Here is a 15,737-nt window from a genome sequence, read left to right on the forward strand (position 1 = left end):
AGGCGCCTGTATCCTGAGACTATAGACGAAGTTCGGCACCTGGCTGTGCCGCTCGTTGTTGCTCGGGCGCCAGAGTGGCTCCGTCACCGCGGCTGAACCGCGAGGAGGGTGGATGTCACACGTCGGGCTCCCATAGTCGGTCGATCACGCCCACGCCGGGATAGACGACGAGCAGTTCGGTGCCTGGATCCACGCGGAGCGTGGTTTCACCCTCGGCGAGCCACACCCCGCACGCCTCGAAGCCGTCGTTGTCGATCGCGCCGCCGCCCTGGAGCGGCACTAGCCAGATCGGCCGACCGTCACTGGCAAGCGTCGCCTCGCCCGAGCGCGTCCAACGCTCGAGCACGAAGGCAGCGCGATCGGAGAGGATGGTACGACCTGGCGCGACCTCCTTGGCTACATACGGTGCGACGTACGGGACGGGATTGCTCGCTGCGACGCCTTCGTCGAGATGCAGCTCTCGCGGCCGGCCATAATCGTAGAGGCGGTATGTCAGGTCGACATTCTGCTGCACCTCGACCAGCGTCAGCCCCGGCCCGATCGCATGGACGGTGCGCGCGGGCGAATAATAGACGTCGCCCGCCTTGACCGCCGCCCAGTCGACGAGCTTCTCGATCGTGCCATCAAGCGCGGCGCGGCGAAGTTCGTCCTGGGTCATTCGGGCCACCGTGCCAATCGCGATTGTTGCACGCGGCTCCGCGGCGAGTACCACCCACGCCTCGTCCTTTCCGCGCGGATAGCCGTGCGCCTGCGCCACCGTGTCGTCGGGGTGAACCTGGATCGACAGCTTCTCGCTGGTGAATAGATATTTTATGAGCAGCTCGGGATCGCCGGGTGCCTCGAACCAAATCTCTCCGACGGGCTCACCGCCTGGCGCCACGCTGCCGAAGCCCGGCCACAGGTTGGTCCGCCCCCAGGGTTTCTCGACTCGCTTGGTGGTCAGGCGGATGGCGGCCATGAAGCGGGTTCCTTCGTCACGCGACGCCCAGTAGTCGCGAACCTATGACCACGCGATCCATTCGTGCATCACTGGGGAGTCGTAGGGTTCCCGACGCTCTCTCCGTGCAGGATGCGGAGGCGTCGCCTGTCGGGTTCGTCTGCCGCTTGGTTCACGTTCGGCTCGATCAGGTCATGGCGAGGCGCGGGCTGGAAAAATGCACTCGAGGCTGCCTCACGGCGCCACGTTTGTGCCAGGGCGCGCCCGGCGATTCCGGCGACTCGATCAAGCGCCTCCCGGTGCGGAATATCGCACGGAAATCGCTCCCACCATTCTGTACGCTCACCCATGCTAGGGCCGGTCCAGATTTGCACGTGATACCCGGAAGCTCCTGGAGGATAGACGCACATGCCCACGATCAGCTTCTTGTCGGCGGCGAGCTGCAGAAGCTCGGTAAACATCATCGTCTCCTGTGTCTAACGGCATATCGGCTGATCGGAAACCAGCATCATCTACCTCCGAGGCCCCTGTCGCGCTTCGACTATAGTCCCGAGCCAAGGCCGGTGTTTTGATTCGGGTCAAAAGCTGAGGTGAGGGAAATGGGAGGGGCGCTCCGAACCAATGACCCCGCGCGAGATGATGCAGCCGTCATCGTCCGTTCCGCTCGAGAGCTCTCAGCCGGGAAGATCTGCCACGCCGCACAGAGATGCGGCGCATTCTTCGGGCCCGCCGCTACCAAAAAAAGTCCGCGTCAGATGGCCATCCCGACCATATCGCGACAGCTTTGGGCACATGTCCGACAGGTTAAAGCACACTGTCGCATCTGAGCGTCTGCGGCAAAGCTGTCGCAGTCGCGCGCGCAGGCTTCGCAAACCCGAGCGCAGGCCTCGCAAATCACTGCATGCTGCGAAGAGCGCCGCAATAAAGAGTTAGCTGTCGTCTGGCATATCTCCGCGCAGTCAAGCAGGAGTGAAAGATGCTTGGTGCTAACGTGTTTTCCGCCTTTGTCCACGCAGTAACGGGCAGTTTCCAGGCACATCTTATGTGATTCGAGACAATCCTGTACACAGTCCGATAACGTCATTCCCCGTTTCATACTCGCCATCCCCCTGCTTTGCTGCGCCTCGGCGGCGGAAATGACCGTCCCCGCCGCCGCAAGCGCAACACTACCAGAAATGAATGACCGCCGATTATGGTGAGTAGGTTTCATCATCACTTTCGTTCCTTTGTTTTCAGCCGACTTGCCGGTCATTGGGCTCGGTCGCACAAGATATCCTAACGCCCACTACGAGGCCGATCACAGCGAACATCATCGCCAACGCAGGAAATCCCCGGACGGTACGCGCTTCACTTGCACCAAACGACTTTAATTGGTGCGCTGCACTCGGCCAGCACGCGCCCAATCGCGGTTGCTGACCGCGGGCCGTCTTCGATTGCCTGCCTCGCAACCGCGCGCTTCTTGTCACCGCTGATCGTCAACATCAGCGTCCGTGTCGCCACAAGCGCCGCTCGAGTGAGGGTAACGCGCGCGACCGGTGCCTCCTTTGGTGGTGGGTCGGGAACGACGCCGCAGGCGCGGCGTGATAACGGAGCGCTCAACGCCGCCTCAAAATCCGGCCCCGGCAGGATCGAGGCGGTATGGCCATCCTCACCCATCCCGAGCCAGACAAGGTCGAATGGCCATTGCAGCACCCGCAGGCGCCGATCCGCGGCGCGGCCCGCCGCCCCTGGGTCGATATCCACGCGCTCGCACAGCGGCATTATGGTAGCGCCCGTGGTGCCGAAATGAGCGCGAATCAAGCCGGCATTGCTGAGCGGATCATCCTCCGCGACCAACCTTTCATCAGTCGGCAGCAGCATGACCTTCGGCCAGTTCAGTGAGCGAGCGGCCAACGCGCGGAATATCGGCACTGGCGTCTTGCCGCCCGGCACTGCAAGCAACGCGCACCCGCGCGCGTCGACCGCGCATTCTACCGCGATCTCAACATCGTTGACGACCTGCCACACCATTGCGGCTCGGTCGTCGAATTCCAGCCACTCGACCTCGTGCATCACCAAAGCCTCATTGGAAAGCGAGGGCGGCTACCTGCGAGCTAAGCATGCGCCGGGAGGAAGCAGCATGTTTGCCACATTTATTCCCGGTCACCCTACTCCGTCACTCCGTCAGGCTCCCAAGATGTTTCCTACGCCATCGCCGCCAGAAGCTGGTCGAGTGGCACCGTCGCGAAGGTGGTGAAGCTGTCGGCAACGGCATAGGGCAGCACCAGCACGCGATTGTGGACCATCGCGCCGCAACTGTAAGCCACGTTCGGAACATAGCCTTCGCGTTCTTCGGCATCTGATCGGAGCAGCGGTTGAGTCACGCGCGCCAGCAGTTTCGACGGATCGTTGCGGTCCAGGAGGCATGCCCCGATGCAATAGTTTCGCACTGAACCGACGCCATGCGTGATCAGCAGCCAGCCCTCATCGATCTCGATGGGCGACCCGCAATTGCCGATCTGAACGAATTCCCAAGGCCAGCGCGGCGAGACCGTTTTCACGCCGCCGTTCCAGTCGTATAGATCGTCCGACGTCAGGAACAAGATGTTCTCGTTGTCCTGCCGACCGAGTATTGCGTATTGCCCGTCGATACGACGCGGGAACAGCGCCATCCCCTTGCTGCTCGTGGCGTCTCCGTGGAGGGCTTTGAGTTCGAAGGTTCTAAAATCAGTGGTGCGGAGCAACTCCTGTCGGATCGCTTGACCATTGAAAGCGGTGTAAGTGCCGAGGTAAGTTGCGCTCCCGTCATCATCGACAAAACGAACGAGACGGAGGTCTTCGATGCCGTTGCGCTGGCTGGGCGTCATTGGAAACAATACGATTTCCGACAGATCATGACTCCCATCGCAGATGATACGCACGCCCGGCTCGCTCGTCCCGTCGCCGGGCATGTTTTCCATCTGCAGCACGACCGGCCTTGGACTGGAGGGATCGATCGCGACGACACCGTTCGCTCCGCACACGCCCGTGCGGAAGGCGACCGATGAAACATGTCCTTCGCCGACCGCTCGCAGCGAAAGAACGAAGCGGATGGCATCGGCTGCGACGCCGGACTGGTCGGGGTGAGGGACAATGCTCGGGTTGAACAAAGCCGCGGCCTCGTAGGAATATTCATTGCTGAAGTAAGCCCCAATCAAGATTGCGCGGTCGCGGCTGACTTCGCATTTGCATATAATCAATCCGTTCACCTCTTGAAACCGCCGAAGGAAGACTGACTCCACGTCCCGGTGACGACCTGAGAAGTCGGTCAGGAGGCGTCGCAATTCTTCGCGCAACTCGGCTTCATCGAGCGCAAGCACCCGATCTGCGATGCGTTGTGCGCGCGGACGATCTCCCTGGTCGAACCCCTTCGGATCCGCCGCTGGGGTGTAAGGCCGAATGACCACGCGCGCTGGATCGGACCGAAGCAACACAGGCAGGCGGGTCACAAAATCAGCCTTCGACATGATGAGCTCCATTGCTGTTGTCTCGCGGCTTCGTCCGCCGGTCGGATAGAATCTCGGTGCGCTTGTTCGGGAAGCCTTTGTTCAGGGCACTGGATCCCCTCGACCATTTGCCTGTGAAGGCCTCAGGCAAGCGATGATCGCCGAGATCGCGGTCCTGGTCTCGGCGACGTCCCGGACTGCGATCGTATCAATCCCCGCCTCACGAACAGGGTTGTCGTTGCCCCCCGGGTAGATCGCGTCGCCGAGGAAGAGCATTTCGGCGAAGGGAACGCCGGCATGCTTGGCTAGCTTGCGCATTCCGTAAGCTTTGTCGATGCCATGACGAGTGATGTCGATCGAGGTTGATCCGCCAATGTTGACCGAGAGATCGTGGAGCGTCGTTCGGAGGGCCGCCTGGAGGCGTTTGCGCTTGGCGAAGTCTGGATCCCACGCGGTCTTTGCGTCGAGGGGAGCGAGCTGCCCGAGCCCGGAAAACGTGATCTGGCTGCCGCGATCCTCCACTCGTTCGCCCCATATCTGGGTCTCGCGGAGCCCACTCTCGTCGGCTGCCCTGGTTAACGCATCGAGGATGCGGCTGCGCTCTTCTTGCGAGAAGACGTCGGCGTACACGACCTGCCAGCCCTCATCGAAACGGTAGAGCTTGGTACCCGTGGTCGGCATGATGAACAGCTGACGGAGGTTGGTTTTCCTGGGCAGCCGCGACACGACTTGTGTCTCGAACTGTGGCCAGTCGCCCCCGGAGATCACCGCAACGCGGAGGAGATCGAGAAGCTCGGCAAGCAACTCGGCCGTCGCTTGGTCGATCGGCTGTTTGCTCTCGGCCAGGGTGCCGTCCAAGTCGAAAGCGATAAGTCGCTTCATCGGAAAGCTCCACTCATGATGCCGTCGTCCGGCGGATCGTTGAAATCGCCTCGCTCATGGAGCCGCTTCCGGCAGGATGATCTCGTCTATCGCATGGGCAACGCCGTCCTCCTCGTTCGACCGAGTTACCCGGTCAGCGGCGGCCCGGACGGCATCGGGACCCTGTCCCATTGCAATCGAGAGACCTGCGCGCGCGAACATTGGCAGGTCATTGCGCTCATCGCCGAGCACGGCGACGTTGGCGAGCGGCACGCCGATCGCGGCAGCTAGTGCGGCGACGCCATCGCCCTTGTTGGCGCGGGGGGCGGTGATGTCGAGATAGTAGGGCTGGGAACGTCCGACGGTCGCGTCCCGCCCGAGTGCCGCCGCGATCTCTCCGTCAAGTCGGGCGAGCAGTGCATGATCGTCGCTGACGCCGACGATCTTGTCGGGTTGGGCGAGCAGTCCAGCGAAGTCGCCCCTGATGATTGGCTCGATGTTGGCCGCGCGTCGCTCGCGCGGAACATACTCGTTGTCGGTTGCGCGGGCATACCAGAGGCCGCCTGCGAACAACCACGGCGTGACGGCCGGGTGATCCAGCAGCGCAAGCGCCCGCGCGGCGCATTCGGGCTCGAGCCGGTCGGCCGAGACGACAGTCCCGTCGGGCTGGACGATCGTGCCTCCATTGAATGCGCCGATGACGCCAGCGAGCTCCAGCCGTTCCGCGATCCACAGCATGCCGCTGGGCGGGCGGGCGCTGATAAGGCTCACCTCTATGCCGGCCGCCTTGACTCGCCTGAACGCTGAGATCACGCCTTCGGAGAGGCTCTTGTCGCGGCGGACGAGCGTGCCGTCGATATCGGACACGAGTAGCCGGATGCGCCCGCTCATCCGAGGCGATGCCAGCGTCGGTGCGAGCGGTGCATCAGCGCGTCCGCACTTTCGGGGCCGGCGCTGCCCGCAGCATATTCCTCCGGAGTGCCCTGAGCCCACACATCGAGGAGCGGCTGCACCGCGCGCCAGCCACCTTCGATCTCGCCGGCCCGCTGGAACAGCGTCTGGTCGCCGGTTAGCACGTCGTAGAGCAAGGTCTCGTAACCAGTCTGGTGGCCGACCTCGAAATGGTCCTTGTAGCGGAAGTCCATGGTGACGGGCGCGGTGTTCACGACGGGCCCCGGCCGCTTGACCACAAACTCAAGGCTGATGCCCTCATCCGGTTGGATTTGCATGACGAGGCGGTTGGGGGGCAGTCGATCCACCACCGTCTCTCGGAACAGCGCCAGTGGCACGTCACGGAACTGGACCACGATCTCGGTATCGCGTGTCGGCATCGCCTTACCGGTGCGTAGATAAAAAGGCACGCCCGACCATCGCCAGGTCTCCACGTGCACCTTGAGCGCGGCGAAGGTCTCGGTGCGGCTGGCGGGATCGACGTCCGGTTCGGCGAGGTAAGCGGGTACTGCCACGCCGGCTACGCTGCCGGCTGCATAGCGGCCGCGAATTGCCTCTGCCGGATCGATCGGACGGATCGCGGCGATGACCTTCCCCTTCTCGATACGGATTGCCTCGGCATCGAAGCTGATCGGCGGCTCCATCCCGATCATCGCCAGCAGCTGAAAGAGGTGATTGGGCACCATGTCGCGCAATGCGCCGGTGCCGTCGTAGAATTTGCCGCGCGTACCGACAGTCACTGCCTCGGCGGCGGTGATCTGGACATGATCGACGTAGCGGTTGTTCCAGACGGCTTCGATCATGGTGTTGCCGAAGCGTGCGACCATGATGTTCTGCACGGTCTCCCTTCCCAGGAAATGATCGATCCGGTAGATCTGATCCTCGCTCGCTCGGGCCAGGATCCGGCTGTTGAGCGCATGCGCCGAGGCAAGGTCGGTGCCGAACGGCTTTTCGATCACGATGCGGCGGAAGCCATTAGTCTCGTTGAGCAGCCCCGCTTCGCCGAGCTGATCGACGACGGTCCCGAAGAAGTTCGGTGCGGTGGCGAGGTAGAAGACCGCGTTGCCGGTGAGTTGGGTGCCGAGCGCCTGGTACGTGGCGGTGTCGGCGAAATCGCCCCGCAAATAGCGGATACGGTCGCGGAGCTTCCGCCAAGCGGCATCGTCCTCCACGAAATCGTCGAGCGCCTGGCGCAGATGTTCGTCGTCGCCGTCGTGATGGCTGATGCCGAGAAGCGTCATGTCATCGGCGAGCAACCCGGCCCGGACGAGGTTGACGAGCGCGGGTACCAGCAACCGGCGGGTGAGGTCCCCTCGTGCCCCGAAGATGACGAAGGTTGCAGGGGGTGCAGCCGGAGCATTGCTCATTGTGGCACCTCGACATGTCCGCCGAAGCCGAACCGCATCGCCGAGAGGAGCTTGTCGCCGAAGGTCGTGTCGACCCGGCTGCGGTAGCGCGCGAACAGCGCCGCGGAGAGGACGTAGGCGGGGACCGCTTCCTCCATTGCCGCCTCAATCGTCCAGTGACCCTCGCCCGAATCCGCGACTTGGCCGGAGAATTGCTCAAGCATCTGGTCTTTCGCGAGCGCCGCGGCCGACAAGTCGAGCAGCCAGGATGAAATGACGCTACCGCGGCGCCAGACTTCGGCGATGTCGGTGAGGTTGAGATCGAAGCGCTCGTCTTCCGGTAGTTTGTAGGAGGATTTGCCCTTCAGGATGTCGAACCCCTCAGCATAGGCCTGCATCAGGCCATATTCGATGCCGTTGTGGACCATCTTGACGAAGTGGCCCGAACCCGCGGGACCGGTGTGTATATAGCCTTTTTCGGCGCGTGGGTCCTCGTTGGGGTCGCCGCGCTCCGGCGTGCGTGGGATCGTGCCCTGGCCTGGTGCCAGTGCCTCGAAGAGGGGATCAAGGCTGTCGAGAGTCGCGACATCGCCGCCGATCATCATGCAATAGCCGCGCTCGAGGCCCCACACACCGCCTGAGGTGCCCACATCGACATAGTGGAGTCCTTTCATCGCGCACAGCTTCGCCCGGCGGATGTCGTCCTTGTAAAAGCTGTTGCCGCCGTCGATGATGATGTCGCCTGGAGCGGCCAAGCCCATCAGTGTCGCGATCGTGCTCTCCGTAGGCGGCCCCGCCGGCAGCATAACCCAGAAGATTCGCGGGCTCTCGAGCTTGTCGGCGACCTCCTCAAGCGAGGCGGCGGCGGTTGCGCCTTCGCTCGCCAGCTTTTCCACCGCCGGAGCGTTCCGATCGAAGGCGACGATCTCGTGACCGCCGCGCATCAGCCGGCGCGCTATATTGGCTCCCATCCTGCCCAGGCCGATCATCGCGAGACGCATGCGCTGTATCCTTAATTCTGGGCTGCCGCGACGACCGCCGCGCGCAAGGCTTCCATTCCGCCGCCGCCCTTCTTCAGGTGGACGCGCAGAACGCGCCGGCCGCGCGCGGCCAGAACGTCCATGTCGCCGCGCGCCTGCGCGATCTGGACGGTGCCGAAGCTGGCCTTCCTGCCAGGAATCGCGAGATCGGGATCGGGATCGCGCGTAATCGTCAGAAACGCGCCGCTCGCCGGGCCGCCTTTATAGGCCTGCCCCGTCGAATGGAGGAAGCGCGGCCCGAAGCCCGCGACCGTCGCCACCCCTTTGGCATCTCGCACCGCTACCCGGATGGCAGCGATGCTCGCCGCGTTCGCCTCGTCGCGCTCCACAAATCCGAGGAACCCGGCATAATCGCCGGGCACGAGGCTTGCGAAATGCATCCGCAGCAGCGCGGTCGGCTCGGCTGAACCCAAGGCGCTGTCGCCTGCGGCGAAGATGGCAAAATCGGAATCCTCCGTAACGGCTGTCTCCGGTTCCAGGGCATCGGACGCCTCATAGGCATCCACCAGCTTGCGCGTGGCGATCTTGGCATCCTCCACGTCCGGCTGGTCGAACGGATCGACGCCGATCACCGCCCCCGCGATCGCGGTGGCTATCTCCCAGCGGAAGAATTCCTGCCCGATCAGTTCCCGGCTAGCCACATAAATGGTCACCAGCGGCTGTCCGGCATCGCTTAGCGCCTTCAACTGCGCTTCCAGGCCTGCGTCGCTGTCGCCTTCCAGGTGGAAATGGACGAACAGCCGGTCGCTCCCGTAGCTTGCCGGAGCGCCGACCGGTTCCAGGTCCACCGGCACGACGCCCTTGCCCCGCTTACCGGTCGATTCTGCCAGCAACTGCTCCAGCCACGCGCCGAACGGCTCCAGGCCCTTGGACGGCAGAATAGTGAGCTTGTCGCGCCCCGCCACCGCCGCCTCGCCGATGATCGCGCCCAGCCGGAAGCCCGGGTTGAGGGCGGGCGGCACATCGGCCCCGCAGGCAAACACCATCGCCGCGGTCGACTCGAAGAAAGCGTGGGTGTCAATTCCCATCACCGCCGCCGGCACCATCCCGAACGCCGACAGCACCGAATAGCGCCCACCGATCGCCGGATCGCCGGGCACGATCATCGCGAAACGGTCCGCCTTGGCCGAAGTCTCCAACTTCGAGCCCGGATCGGTGACCGCGACGAAGCGATCGCCATCCTCGCCCGACAGATCCCAGAAAAAGGCGCGCAGCAGCTCGGGCTCCATCGTCGAGCCCGACTTCGACGAGACGATGAACAAGGTATTCGTGGGATCGATCGCCGCGGTGACGGTCGCGATCTGTCCTGGGTCGGTCGTGTCGAGCACGTGCAGCTTCGGACTACCGGGTTTGCAACCCAGGATCAGCGACAGCACCTCGGGCCCGAGGCTCGATCCGCCCATGCCCAGCAGCACCGCGTCCTTGTACGATTTCGCCTTGTCGGTCAGCTGCATCAGCTGATCCGGATCGACCTGCTGCCCGTGCGCCGCGGAGAGCCAGCCGAGCCACTTAGCCTCGTCCTTGCCGGTCCACAGCGTCGCGTCGCCCTGCCAGAAGCGCCGGCCCCAGCCAGCCGCGCGCGCCGTCTCCAGCCGCGCCTCGACCGCCTTTTCCAATCCCTCGGGGAGGGCAGCCGTCATGCGGTTCTGCTGATTGCCCAGGAACGCCTCGCGCTTGCCGGCCACGGCGCCAAGCAGCGAGTCCGCCGCGTCCGCGAACAGGCGCACGCCATTCGTCACGAGTCCCGCCGTCACGTCGCCCAGCTTAAGCCCCAGCCGCTCGGCCTCCACCAGCAGGTGGCGCGCAGCCTCGACATCTTCGGTCAGCGTCTGATGCGGAGTGCCGCGGTCGCGAAACGCGTCCATCGTCTTGGGCGGCATAGTGTTGACCGTATCCGGCCCGATCAGCGTGTCGATGTAGAGCGTGTCGGGATAGGCGGGATCCTTCGTGCCGGTCGACGCCCACAGCAGGCGCTGCGGCATCGCGCCCTTGGCGGCGAGCGCGTGCCAGCGGTCGGACGCGATCATCTCCTGATACCAGGCGTAGGCGACCTTGGCGTTCGCGATCGCCACCTTGCCGCGGAGCTCTTTCAGCGCCTCTGCCTCGGCATCGCCCGCCTTCACCCGCTCGTCGATCGCCTTGTCAATCTGCGCGTCGATGCGGCTGACGAAGAAGCTGGCGACGCTGGCGATCCGGTCGATCGGCTTGCCCGCCTTCGCCCGCGCCTCGAGCCCCGCCAGATACGCCTCGGCCACCGCCTGATAGGCCCCGAGCGAGAACAGCAGCGTGACGTTGATGTTGATGCCCTCCGCGATCAGTCGGCAGATCGCGGGGATGCCGGCCTTTGTGGCAGGCACCTTCACCATCAGGTTCGGCTCACCGACGGCCGCCCACAGGCGCTCCGCCTCCTCGATCGTCGCATCGGTGCTGTTGGCGAGATAAGGCGAGACCTCGAGGCTGACATAGCCGTCCTTGCCCTCGAGGCGATCATAGACCGTCCGCAGATCGGCCGCCGCCGCCTTGATGTCGGCGATCGCCTGGCTTTCATAGGTGTCCGCCACGCTCGCATCGGCCTTGCCGAGGAATTCGGTGAAGCCGGCGTCATAGGCGTCGCCATGGCCCATCGCCTTCTCGAAGATCGAAGGGTTGGAGGTGACGCCGGTGAGCCCATCCTCCTCGATGAGCTTGCGCAGCCCGCCTTGGCTCAAAAACTTGCGATCGACAAAATCGAGCCAGACGGCCTGACCCGCTTCGCTGAGTTGCTTCAACCGGCTGGTCATCTGTTCTTCTCGATCAGGTCGCGCGCCACGGCGCAGATATTGTCGACGTTGAAGCCGTATTTCTCCTGCAGCTTGGCAAGCGGGGCGGAGGCGCCAAACGTCTTCATCGTGATCGTGCCGCCATCATGGCCGACATAGCGATCCCACCCCATGGAACCGGCCTGCTCCACCGCGAGGCGCGCGCGCACCGCATTGGGTAACACCGTCTCACGATAGGCATGGTCCTGCTTCTCGAACAGGTACCAGCTCGGCAGCGATACCACGCGGGACTTAAGCCCCTCGGCGACCAGCTTCTCGTGCGCGGCGACCACCATCGGCAGCTCGCTGCCGGTGCCGATCAAAATCACGTCGGGATCGCCGTCCTCCACATCCGCGAGGATATAGCCGCCCCGCTCCAGCCCGTTGGCGGACGCATATTTCTCGCGGTCGAGCGTCTGGATCGCCTGGCGGGAGAAAATCAGCGCGGTCGGTTCGCGGGTATGTGATAGCGCGACTTTCCACGCCATCGCCACCTCGTTGGCATCGCCCGGCCGGATTGTGTCGAGCCCCGGGATCGCCCGCAGCGTTGCCAGATGCTCGATCGGCTGGTGGGTCGGCCCATCCTCGCCCACGCCGATGCTGTCGTGGGTGAAAACGAACACCACCGGCAATTCCATGATCGCCGCCAGCCGGATCGGCGCGCGCATATAATCGGCGAAGACCAGGAAGGTGCCGGTGTACGAACGCAGGTAACGCAGCGCCATGCCGTTCGCGATCGATCCCATCGCATGTTCGCGCACGCCGAAATGCATGTTGCGGCCGGAATAATCGTCTCGCTCAAAGGTGCCCGCACCCTGGAAGGTGAGGTTCGTCTTGGTCGAGGGGGCGAGATCGGCCGAGCCGCCGATCAGCAGCGGTATACGCGGGGCGATGGCGTTGAGGACCGTGCCACCGCTGTCGCGCGAGGCAAGGCCCTTGGGATCGGCCGGGAAGCTCGGGATGTCGGAATCCCAGCCATCCGGCAGCTTGCCCTGGAGCAGTAGGGCCAATTCGGCGGCTTCGGCGGGGAAGCTCTCGCGGTAGCGGGCGAACATCGCCTCCCACGCCTCGCGCGCCGGCTTGCCCCGGCTGGACACGGCGGCGTTGAAGTCCTCCGCCACGCCATCCGGCACGAAGAACTGCGCATCCTCCGGCCAGCCATAGGCTCGCTTGGTCGCGCGGACATTCTCCACGCCCAGCGGCTCGCCGTGCGCCTTCTCGCTGCCGGCCCTGGGGCTGCCCCAGCCGATGACCGAATTGACGACGATGAAGGTCGGCCGGTCCTCCGTCGCGCGGAATGTCTTCAGTGCCTCCGCGAAGACGGCGGTGTCGTTCGCGTCGTCGACGTGGATGACGTTCCAGCCATAGCCCTCGAACCGCTGGCCGACATCTTCGGTGAAGGCGAGCTTGGTCGATCCCTCGATCGAGATGTGGTTGTTGTCGTAGATCCAGCACAGGTTGGAGAGCGCGAGGTGGCCGGCGACTGACGCTGCCTCGCCCGAAACGCCTTCCATCATGTCGCCATCGCCGCACAGCACATAGATGTCGTGATCGAATAGGTCGAAGCCGTCGCGATTGAAGCGGGAGGCGAGCACACGCTCGGCAATCGCCATGCCGACCGAATTGCCACAACCCTGACCGAGCGGGCCGGTAGTCGTTTCGACCCCGCTGGTCATGCGATACTCGGGATGGCCAGGGGTCTTCGATCCCAATTGCCGGAACTGCTTGATGTCGTCGAGACTGACCGCGGGCTTACCCGTCAGCTTTCCGTCAGCATCGATCTCCTTCACCCCCGCCAGATGCAGTACGGCATAGAGCAGCATCGAGGCGTGGCCGACCGAAAGAAGGAAGCAATCGCGGTTCGGCCAATTTGGGGTGTCCGGATCATAGCGCATGAAGTCTCGCCACAGCGTATAGACCACCGGCGCGAGCCCCATCGGCGTGCCTGGATGGCCCGAATTGGCCTTCTGCACGGCATCCATCGCCAGCGTGCGGATGGTGTCGATCGCGAGTCTTTCCCTCGATCCGTCCTCATGCGATGGCTGTGCCGACGCCGTTGTACCGGGCATATACCTCCTCGCGATCCCTTTGTTCGACGCACGTGCACAGCACGACTCCATCCGAAGGACGCTCGCTGCGCCTGCCGAAGATTGGCGTGGCGACAGGTCGCGTCATTGACGCAGATCAAAGCGTGACATTGCGGGCGAGGCAACGGGTGAACAAGCTGCCGCACACCATCGGATGGCCGACCGACAATGCAGCTGCTACACCGCGCACGATACCAGGCGCTTCGTCCGCGACATCTTGCTCACACGGACCACGCCCGTCGAAAGCCCGCAGAGAAACGGCCATTGCTGGGGCTTTCGTCCGCACGCTCAAGCGTGGCTACGCCCAGGTCATCCTGCGTCCCGGCGTCGCCGGCGTCATCGGGCGGCTGCCCGCCTGGCTCGATCACTGCAATCGCGGGCATTCGCATCGCGCACTCGCCTACCGGGCGCTTCGCGAGTTTATCGAACGCTCGATCGGAGAGAACCTGTCCGGCCTTTAGGGGAGAACAACAGTGAGCTGTCACGAATGATTTGATGCGGTGGAAGGCTCCGCGCATCAACGTAGCCGTGCAATGGATCGAGATCAGGTGAAGCCGCCTACTCCATGACACTTAACAGGTTGTCGATTGAGGCCGTAGCAAAGGCTGTAAAGCTATCAGCTACCGCATATGGCAGGAGCATCGTCCGACCCTGGACGATCGAACCACAGCTATAGACGACGTTGGGCACGTACCCGTCCCGTTCATGCGGACTGGGGGCTAGGACCGGCCGCGGCGTCCGCGCAAGCAGTTTTGATGGGTCATCCTTGTCGAGCAGGCATGCGCCAATGCAATAGTTGCGCACCGTCCCGACGCCGTGCACCATGACTAGCCAGCCTTCGGCGATCTCGATCGGCGACCCGCAGTTGCCCATCTGGACGAACTCCCAAGGGAATTGCGGCGCGATGATTTTCGCGCCGCCTTCCCAGTGGAGTATGTCGTCAGAATAGTGCAGCCAGATGTTTTTGTTATCCTGGCGTCCGAGCATTGCGTAATTGCCCGCGATACGCCGGGGGAACAGTGCCATTCCCTTCCCTCTGGCCGCTTCGCCGGTCAGAACGCGCATATCAAACGACTTGAAATCGGTGCTGCTCAGCAATTCCGAGAGCACCTCGGCACCGCTGAACGCAGTGTAAGTTCCGTGATAGATTATGCTGCCATCATCGTCGCAGAAGCGGACGAGGCGCATATCCTCGATACCTTGGCGCTGGCTCGGGAGCACCGGAAAAAGCACGATCTCCGATATCGTTCGACTGCCCGCGCAACACAGGCGCACTGCCACGTCCCCCCCCTTCGCACAGGTCTCGATGAGTGGCGGCACCGATGTGGGGCTGGGATCGTCGACTACGAGTTCGCCGCCCGGTGTCCAAGTGCCCGTGCGGAATGTCACCGACGACACATGTCCCTCGCCGATGCCTCGCAGCGACATCACGAAACGGATGGTGCCCTCAGGGAGACCAGACTGGTCGGGATGGAGCACCACGCTCGGGTTGAACAAGGCCGCAGCCTCATAGGCATATTCTTCGCTGCAGTAGGCCCCGATCAACCGCCGCTGCTCGGCGTTGATACGATCGACGCCCTCAATCCGGCCGGCGATCTCGTCGAACCGGCGAAGCAGCATCGCATCGACGTCGCGGTGATTCTCGTCCAGTGACAGGGTGACGCCTTCCAGCTGGCGCGCCAACTCAGCCTCGTCGAGCGCCACGATCAGGTCGACAGTCTCCTGGGTGCGGGACGTGCCGGCGTCGAAACCTTTGGGATAGCCCGGCTCGAACGGCCGGACGACGGTGCGCGATGGATCGGGGCGAAGCACGCGATCGTAGAAGTTGAGCTTTGCACGTTCGGTCATACTAGGTCCTTGTTGTCAAAACAGAAATGCCAATCGAGACAGCCGCTTGCGGATGACCTTGTGGATGACGTCTGATTGACTAACGCTGCGGTCCGGACGCGTTGACCGCGCAAGGGATCGGCCACTTCCAGCGCCAATATGTCAACGCCTGAACCAAAGCGCGTCGCGACCAGATTGCGCGGCGAAACGGTTTGCGTCGGGCGGATGAACGCAGGCGCGGTGGTGATCCCCACGAGCATCTCATGCATGAGTTTGAACATGCCATCATCGTCGGCGTACGGTAGACTTTTTCGATGAAGGTGGGCCGCTACGAAACCGGCAGACGCACGGATGAGCCACAAATCTCCGCTACGGCGGCTTTCACGGCGACTTGCGCGACCTCTGAATTGTGCTCGCGCCTGCTTG

14 protein-coding genes are annotated in these 15,737 nt (G+C 63.6%); all 14 read right to left on the reverse strand.

The annotated features are described in order from the left end of the window. Positions 1 to 115: 115 nt before the first annotated feature. The 14 genes from ACAX61_RS11190 to ACAX61_RS11250 all read right to left on the reverse strand — a co-directional run bounded on the left by ACAX61_RS11190 (position 116) and on the right by ACAX61_RS11250 (position 15,592). Positions 116 to 958 carry a class I mannose-6-phosphate isomerase gene (locus ACAX61_RS11190; protein ID WP_370714814.1) on the reverse strand — a complete coding sequence of 281 codons (843 nt, stop codon included), beginning with the start codon at positions 956 to 958 and terminating at the stop codon, positions 116 to 118. A gap of 68 nt (positions 959 to 1,026) precedes the next feature. Then, positions 1,027 to 1,401 (reverse strand): hypothetical protein, encoded by a 375-nt coding sequence (locus tag ACAX61_RS11195; RefSeq protein WP_230187282.1) that lies wholly within the window; start codon positions 1,399 to 1,401, stop codon positions 1,027 to 1,029. A gap of 287 nt (positions 1,402 to 1,688) precedes the next feature. Next, the gene (locus ACAX61_RS19625) at positions 1,689 to 2,189 is read right to left on the reverse strand and encodes a four-helix bundle copper-binding protein (RefSeq protein WP_528084550.1); all 501 of its coding nucleotides are present in this window, start codon (positions 2,187 to 2,189) and stop codon (positions 1,689 to 1,691) included. Between the two features lie 95 nt (positions 2,190 to 2,284). After that, positions 2,285 to 2,989 carry a 6-phosphogluconolactonase gene (gene pgl, locus ACAX61_RS11200; RefSeq protein WP_281822862.1) on the reverse strand — a complete coding sequence of 235 codons (705 nt, stop codon included), beginning with the start codon at positions 2,987 to 2,989 and terminating at the stop codon, positions 2,285 to 2,287. Between the two features lie 131 nt (positions 2,990 to 3,120). Then, positions 3,121 to 4,422 carry a glycoside hydrolase family 130 protein gene (locus ACAX61_RS11205; protein ID WP_084718454.1) on the reverse strand — a complete coding sequence of 434 codons (1,302 nt, stop codon included), beginning with the start codon at positions 4,420 to 4,422 and terminating at the stop codon, positions 3,121 to 3,123. A gap of 81 nt (positions 4,423 to 4,503) precedes the next feature. Then, on the reverse strand, positions 4,504 to 5,283 hold the full coding sequence (locus ACAX61_RS11210; protein ID WP_370714815.1) for an HAD-IIB family hydrolase: 780 nt from the start codon (positions 5,281 to 5,283) through the stop codon (positions 4,504 to 4,506). Positions 5,284 to 5,337: 54 nt separating this feature from the next. Continuing rightward, the gene (locus tag ACAX61_RS11215; RefSeq protein ID WP_230187285.1) at positions 5,338 to 6,153 is read right to left on the reverse strand and encodes a Cof-type HAD-IIB family hydrolase; all 816 of its coding nucleotides are present in this window, start codon (positions 6,151 to 6,153) and stop codon (positions 5,338 to 5,340) included. Then, on the reverse strand, positions 6,150 to 7,580 hold the full coding sequence (zwf, locus tag ACAX61_RS11220) for a glucose-6-phosphate dehydrogenase (protein ID WP_370714816.1): 1,431 nt from the start codon (positions 7,578 to 7,580) through the stop codon (positions 6,150 to 6,152). Before zwf ends, ACAX61_RS11215 begins: the two co-directional genes overlap by 4 nt. After that, positions 7,577 to 8,560 carry a phosphogluconate dehydrogenase (NAD(+)-dependent, decarboxylating) gene (gene gnd, locus ACAX61_RS11225; RefSeq protein ID WP_230187287.1) on the reverse strand — a complete coding sequence of 328 codons (984 nt, stop codon included), beginning with the start codon at positions 8,558 to 8,560 and terminating at the stop codon, positions 7,577 to 7,579. Before gnd ends, zwf begins: the two co-directional genes overlap by 4 nt. Before the next feature lie 11 nt (positions 8,561 to 8,571). Then, positions 8,572 to 11,379 carry a bifunctional transaldolase/phosoglucose isomerase gene (locus ACAX61_RS11230; protein ID WP_370714817.1) on the reverse strand — a complete coding sequence of 936 codons (2,808 nt, stop codon included), beginning with the start codon at positions 11,377 to 11,379 and terminating at the stop codon, positions 8,572 to 8,574. Beyond that, the gene (gene tkt, locus ACAX61_RS11235; RefSeq protein ID WP_230187289.1) at positions 11,376 to 13,466 is read right to left on the reverse strand and encodes a transketolase; all 2,091 of its coding nucleotides are present in this window, start codon (positions 13,464 to 13,466) and stop codon (positions 11,376 to 11,378) included. Before tkt ends, ACAX61_RS11230 begins: the two co-directional genes overlap by 4 nt. Before the next feature lie 239 nt (positions 13,467 to 13,705). Further along, the gene (locus tag ACAX61_RS11240) at positions 13,706 to 13,873 is read right to left on the reverse strand and encodes a hypothetical protein (protein ID WP_370714818.1); all 168 of its coding nucleotides are present in this window, start codon (positions 13,871 to 13,873) and stop codon (positions 13,706 to 13,708) included. Positions 13,874 to 14,042: 169 nt separating this feature from the next. Continuing rightward, entirely contained in the window at positions 14,043 to 15,332 is a 1,290-nt protein-coding gene (locus tag ACAX61_RS11245; protein WP_230187291.1) for a glycoside hydrolase family 130 protein, read from the reverse strand. Further along, positions 15,329 to 15,592, reverse strand: coding sequence for a hypothetical protein (locus ACAX61_RS11250; protein WP_230187292.1), 264 nt, complete (start codon positions 15,590 to 15,592; stop codon positions 15,329 to 15,331). Before ACAX61_RS11250 ends, ACAX61_RS11245 begins: the two co-directional genes overlap by 4 nt. Positions 15,593 to 15,737: the final 145 nt, after the last annotated feature.

The sequence above is a fragment of the Sphingomonas sp. IW22 genome, assembly GCF_041321155.1.
In the GTDB taxonomy this organism is placed as follows: Bacteria; Pseudomonadota; Alphaproteobacteria; order Sphingomonadales; family Sphingomonadaceae; genus Sphingomonas.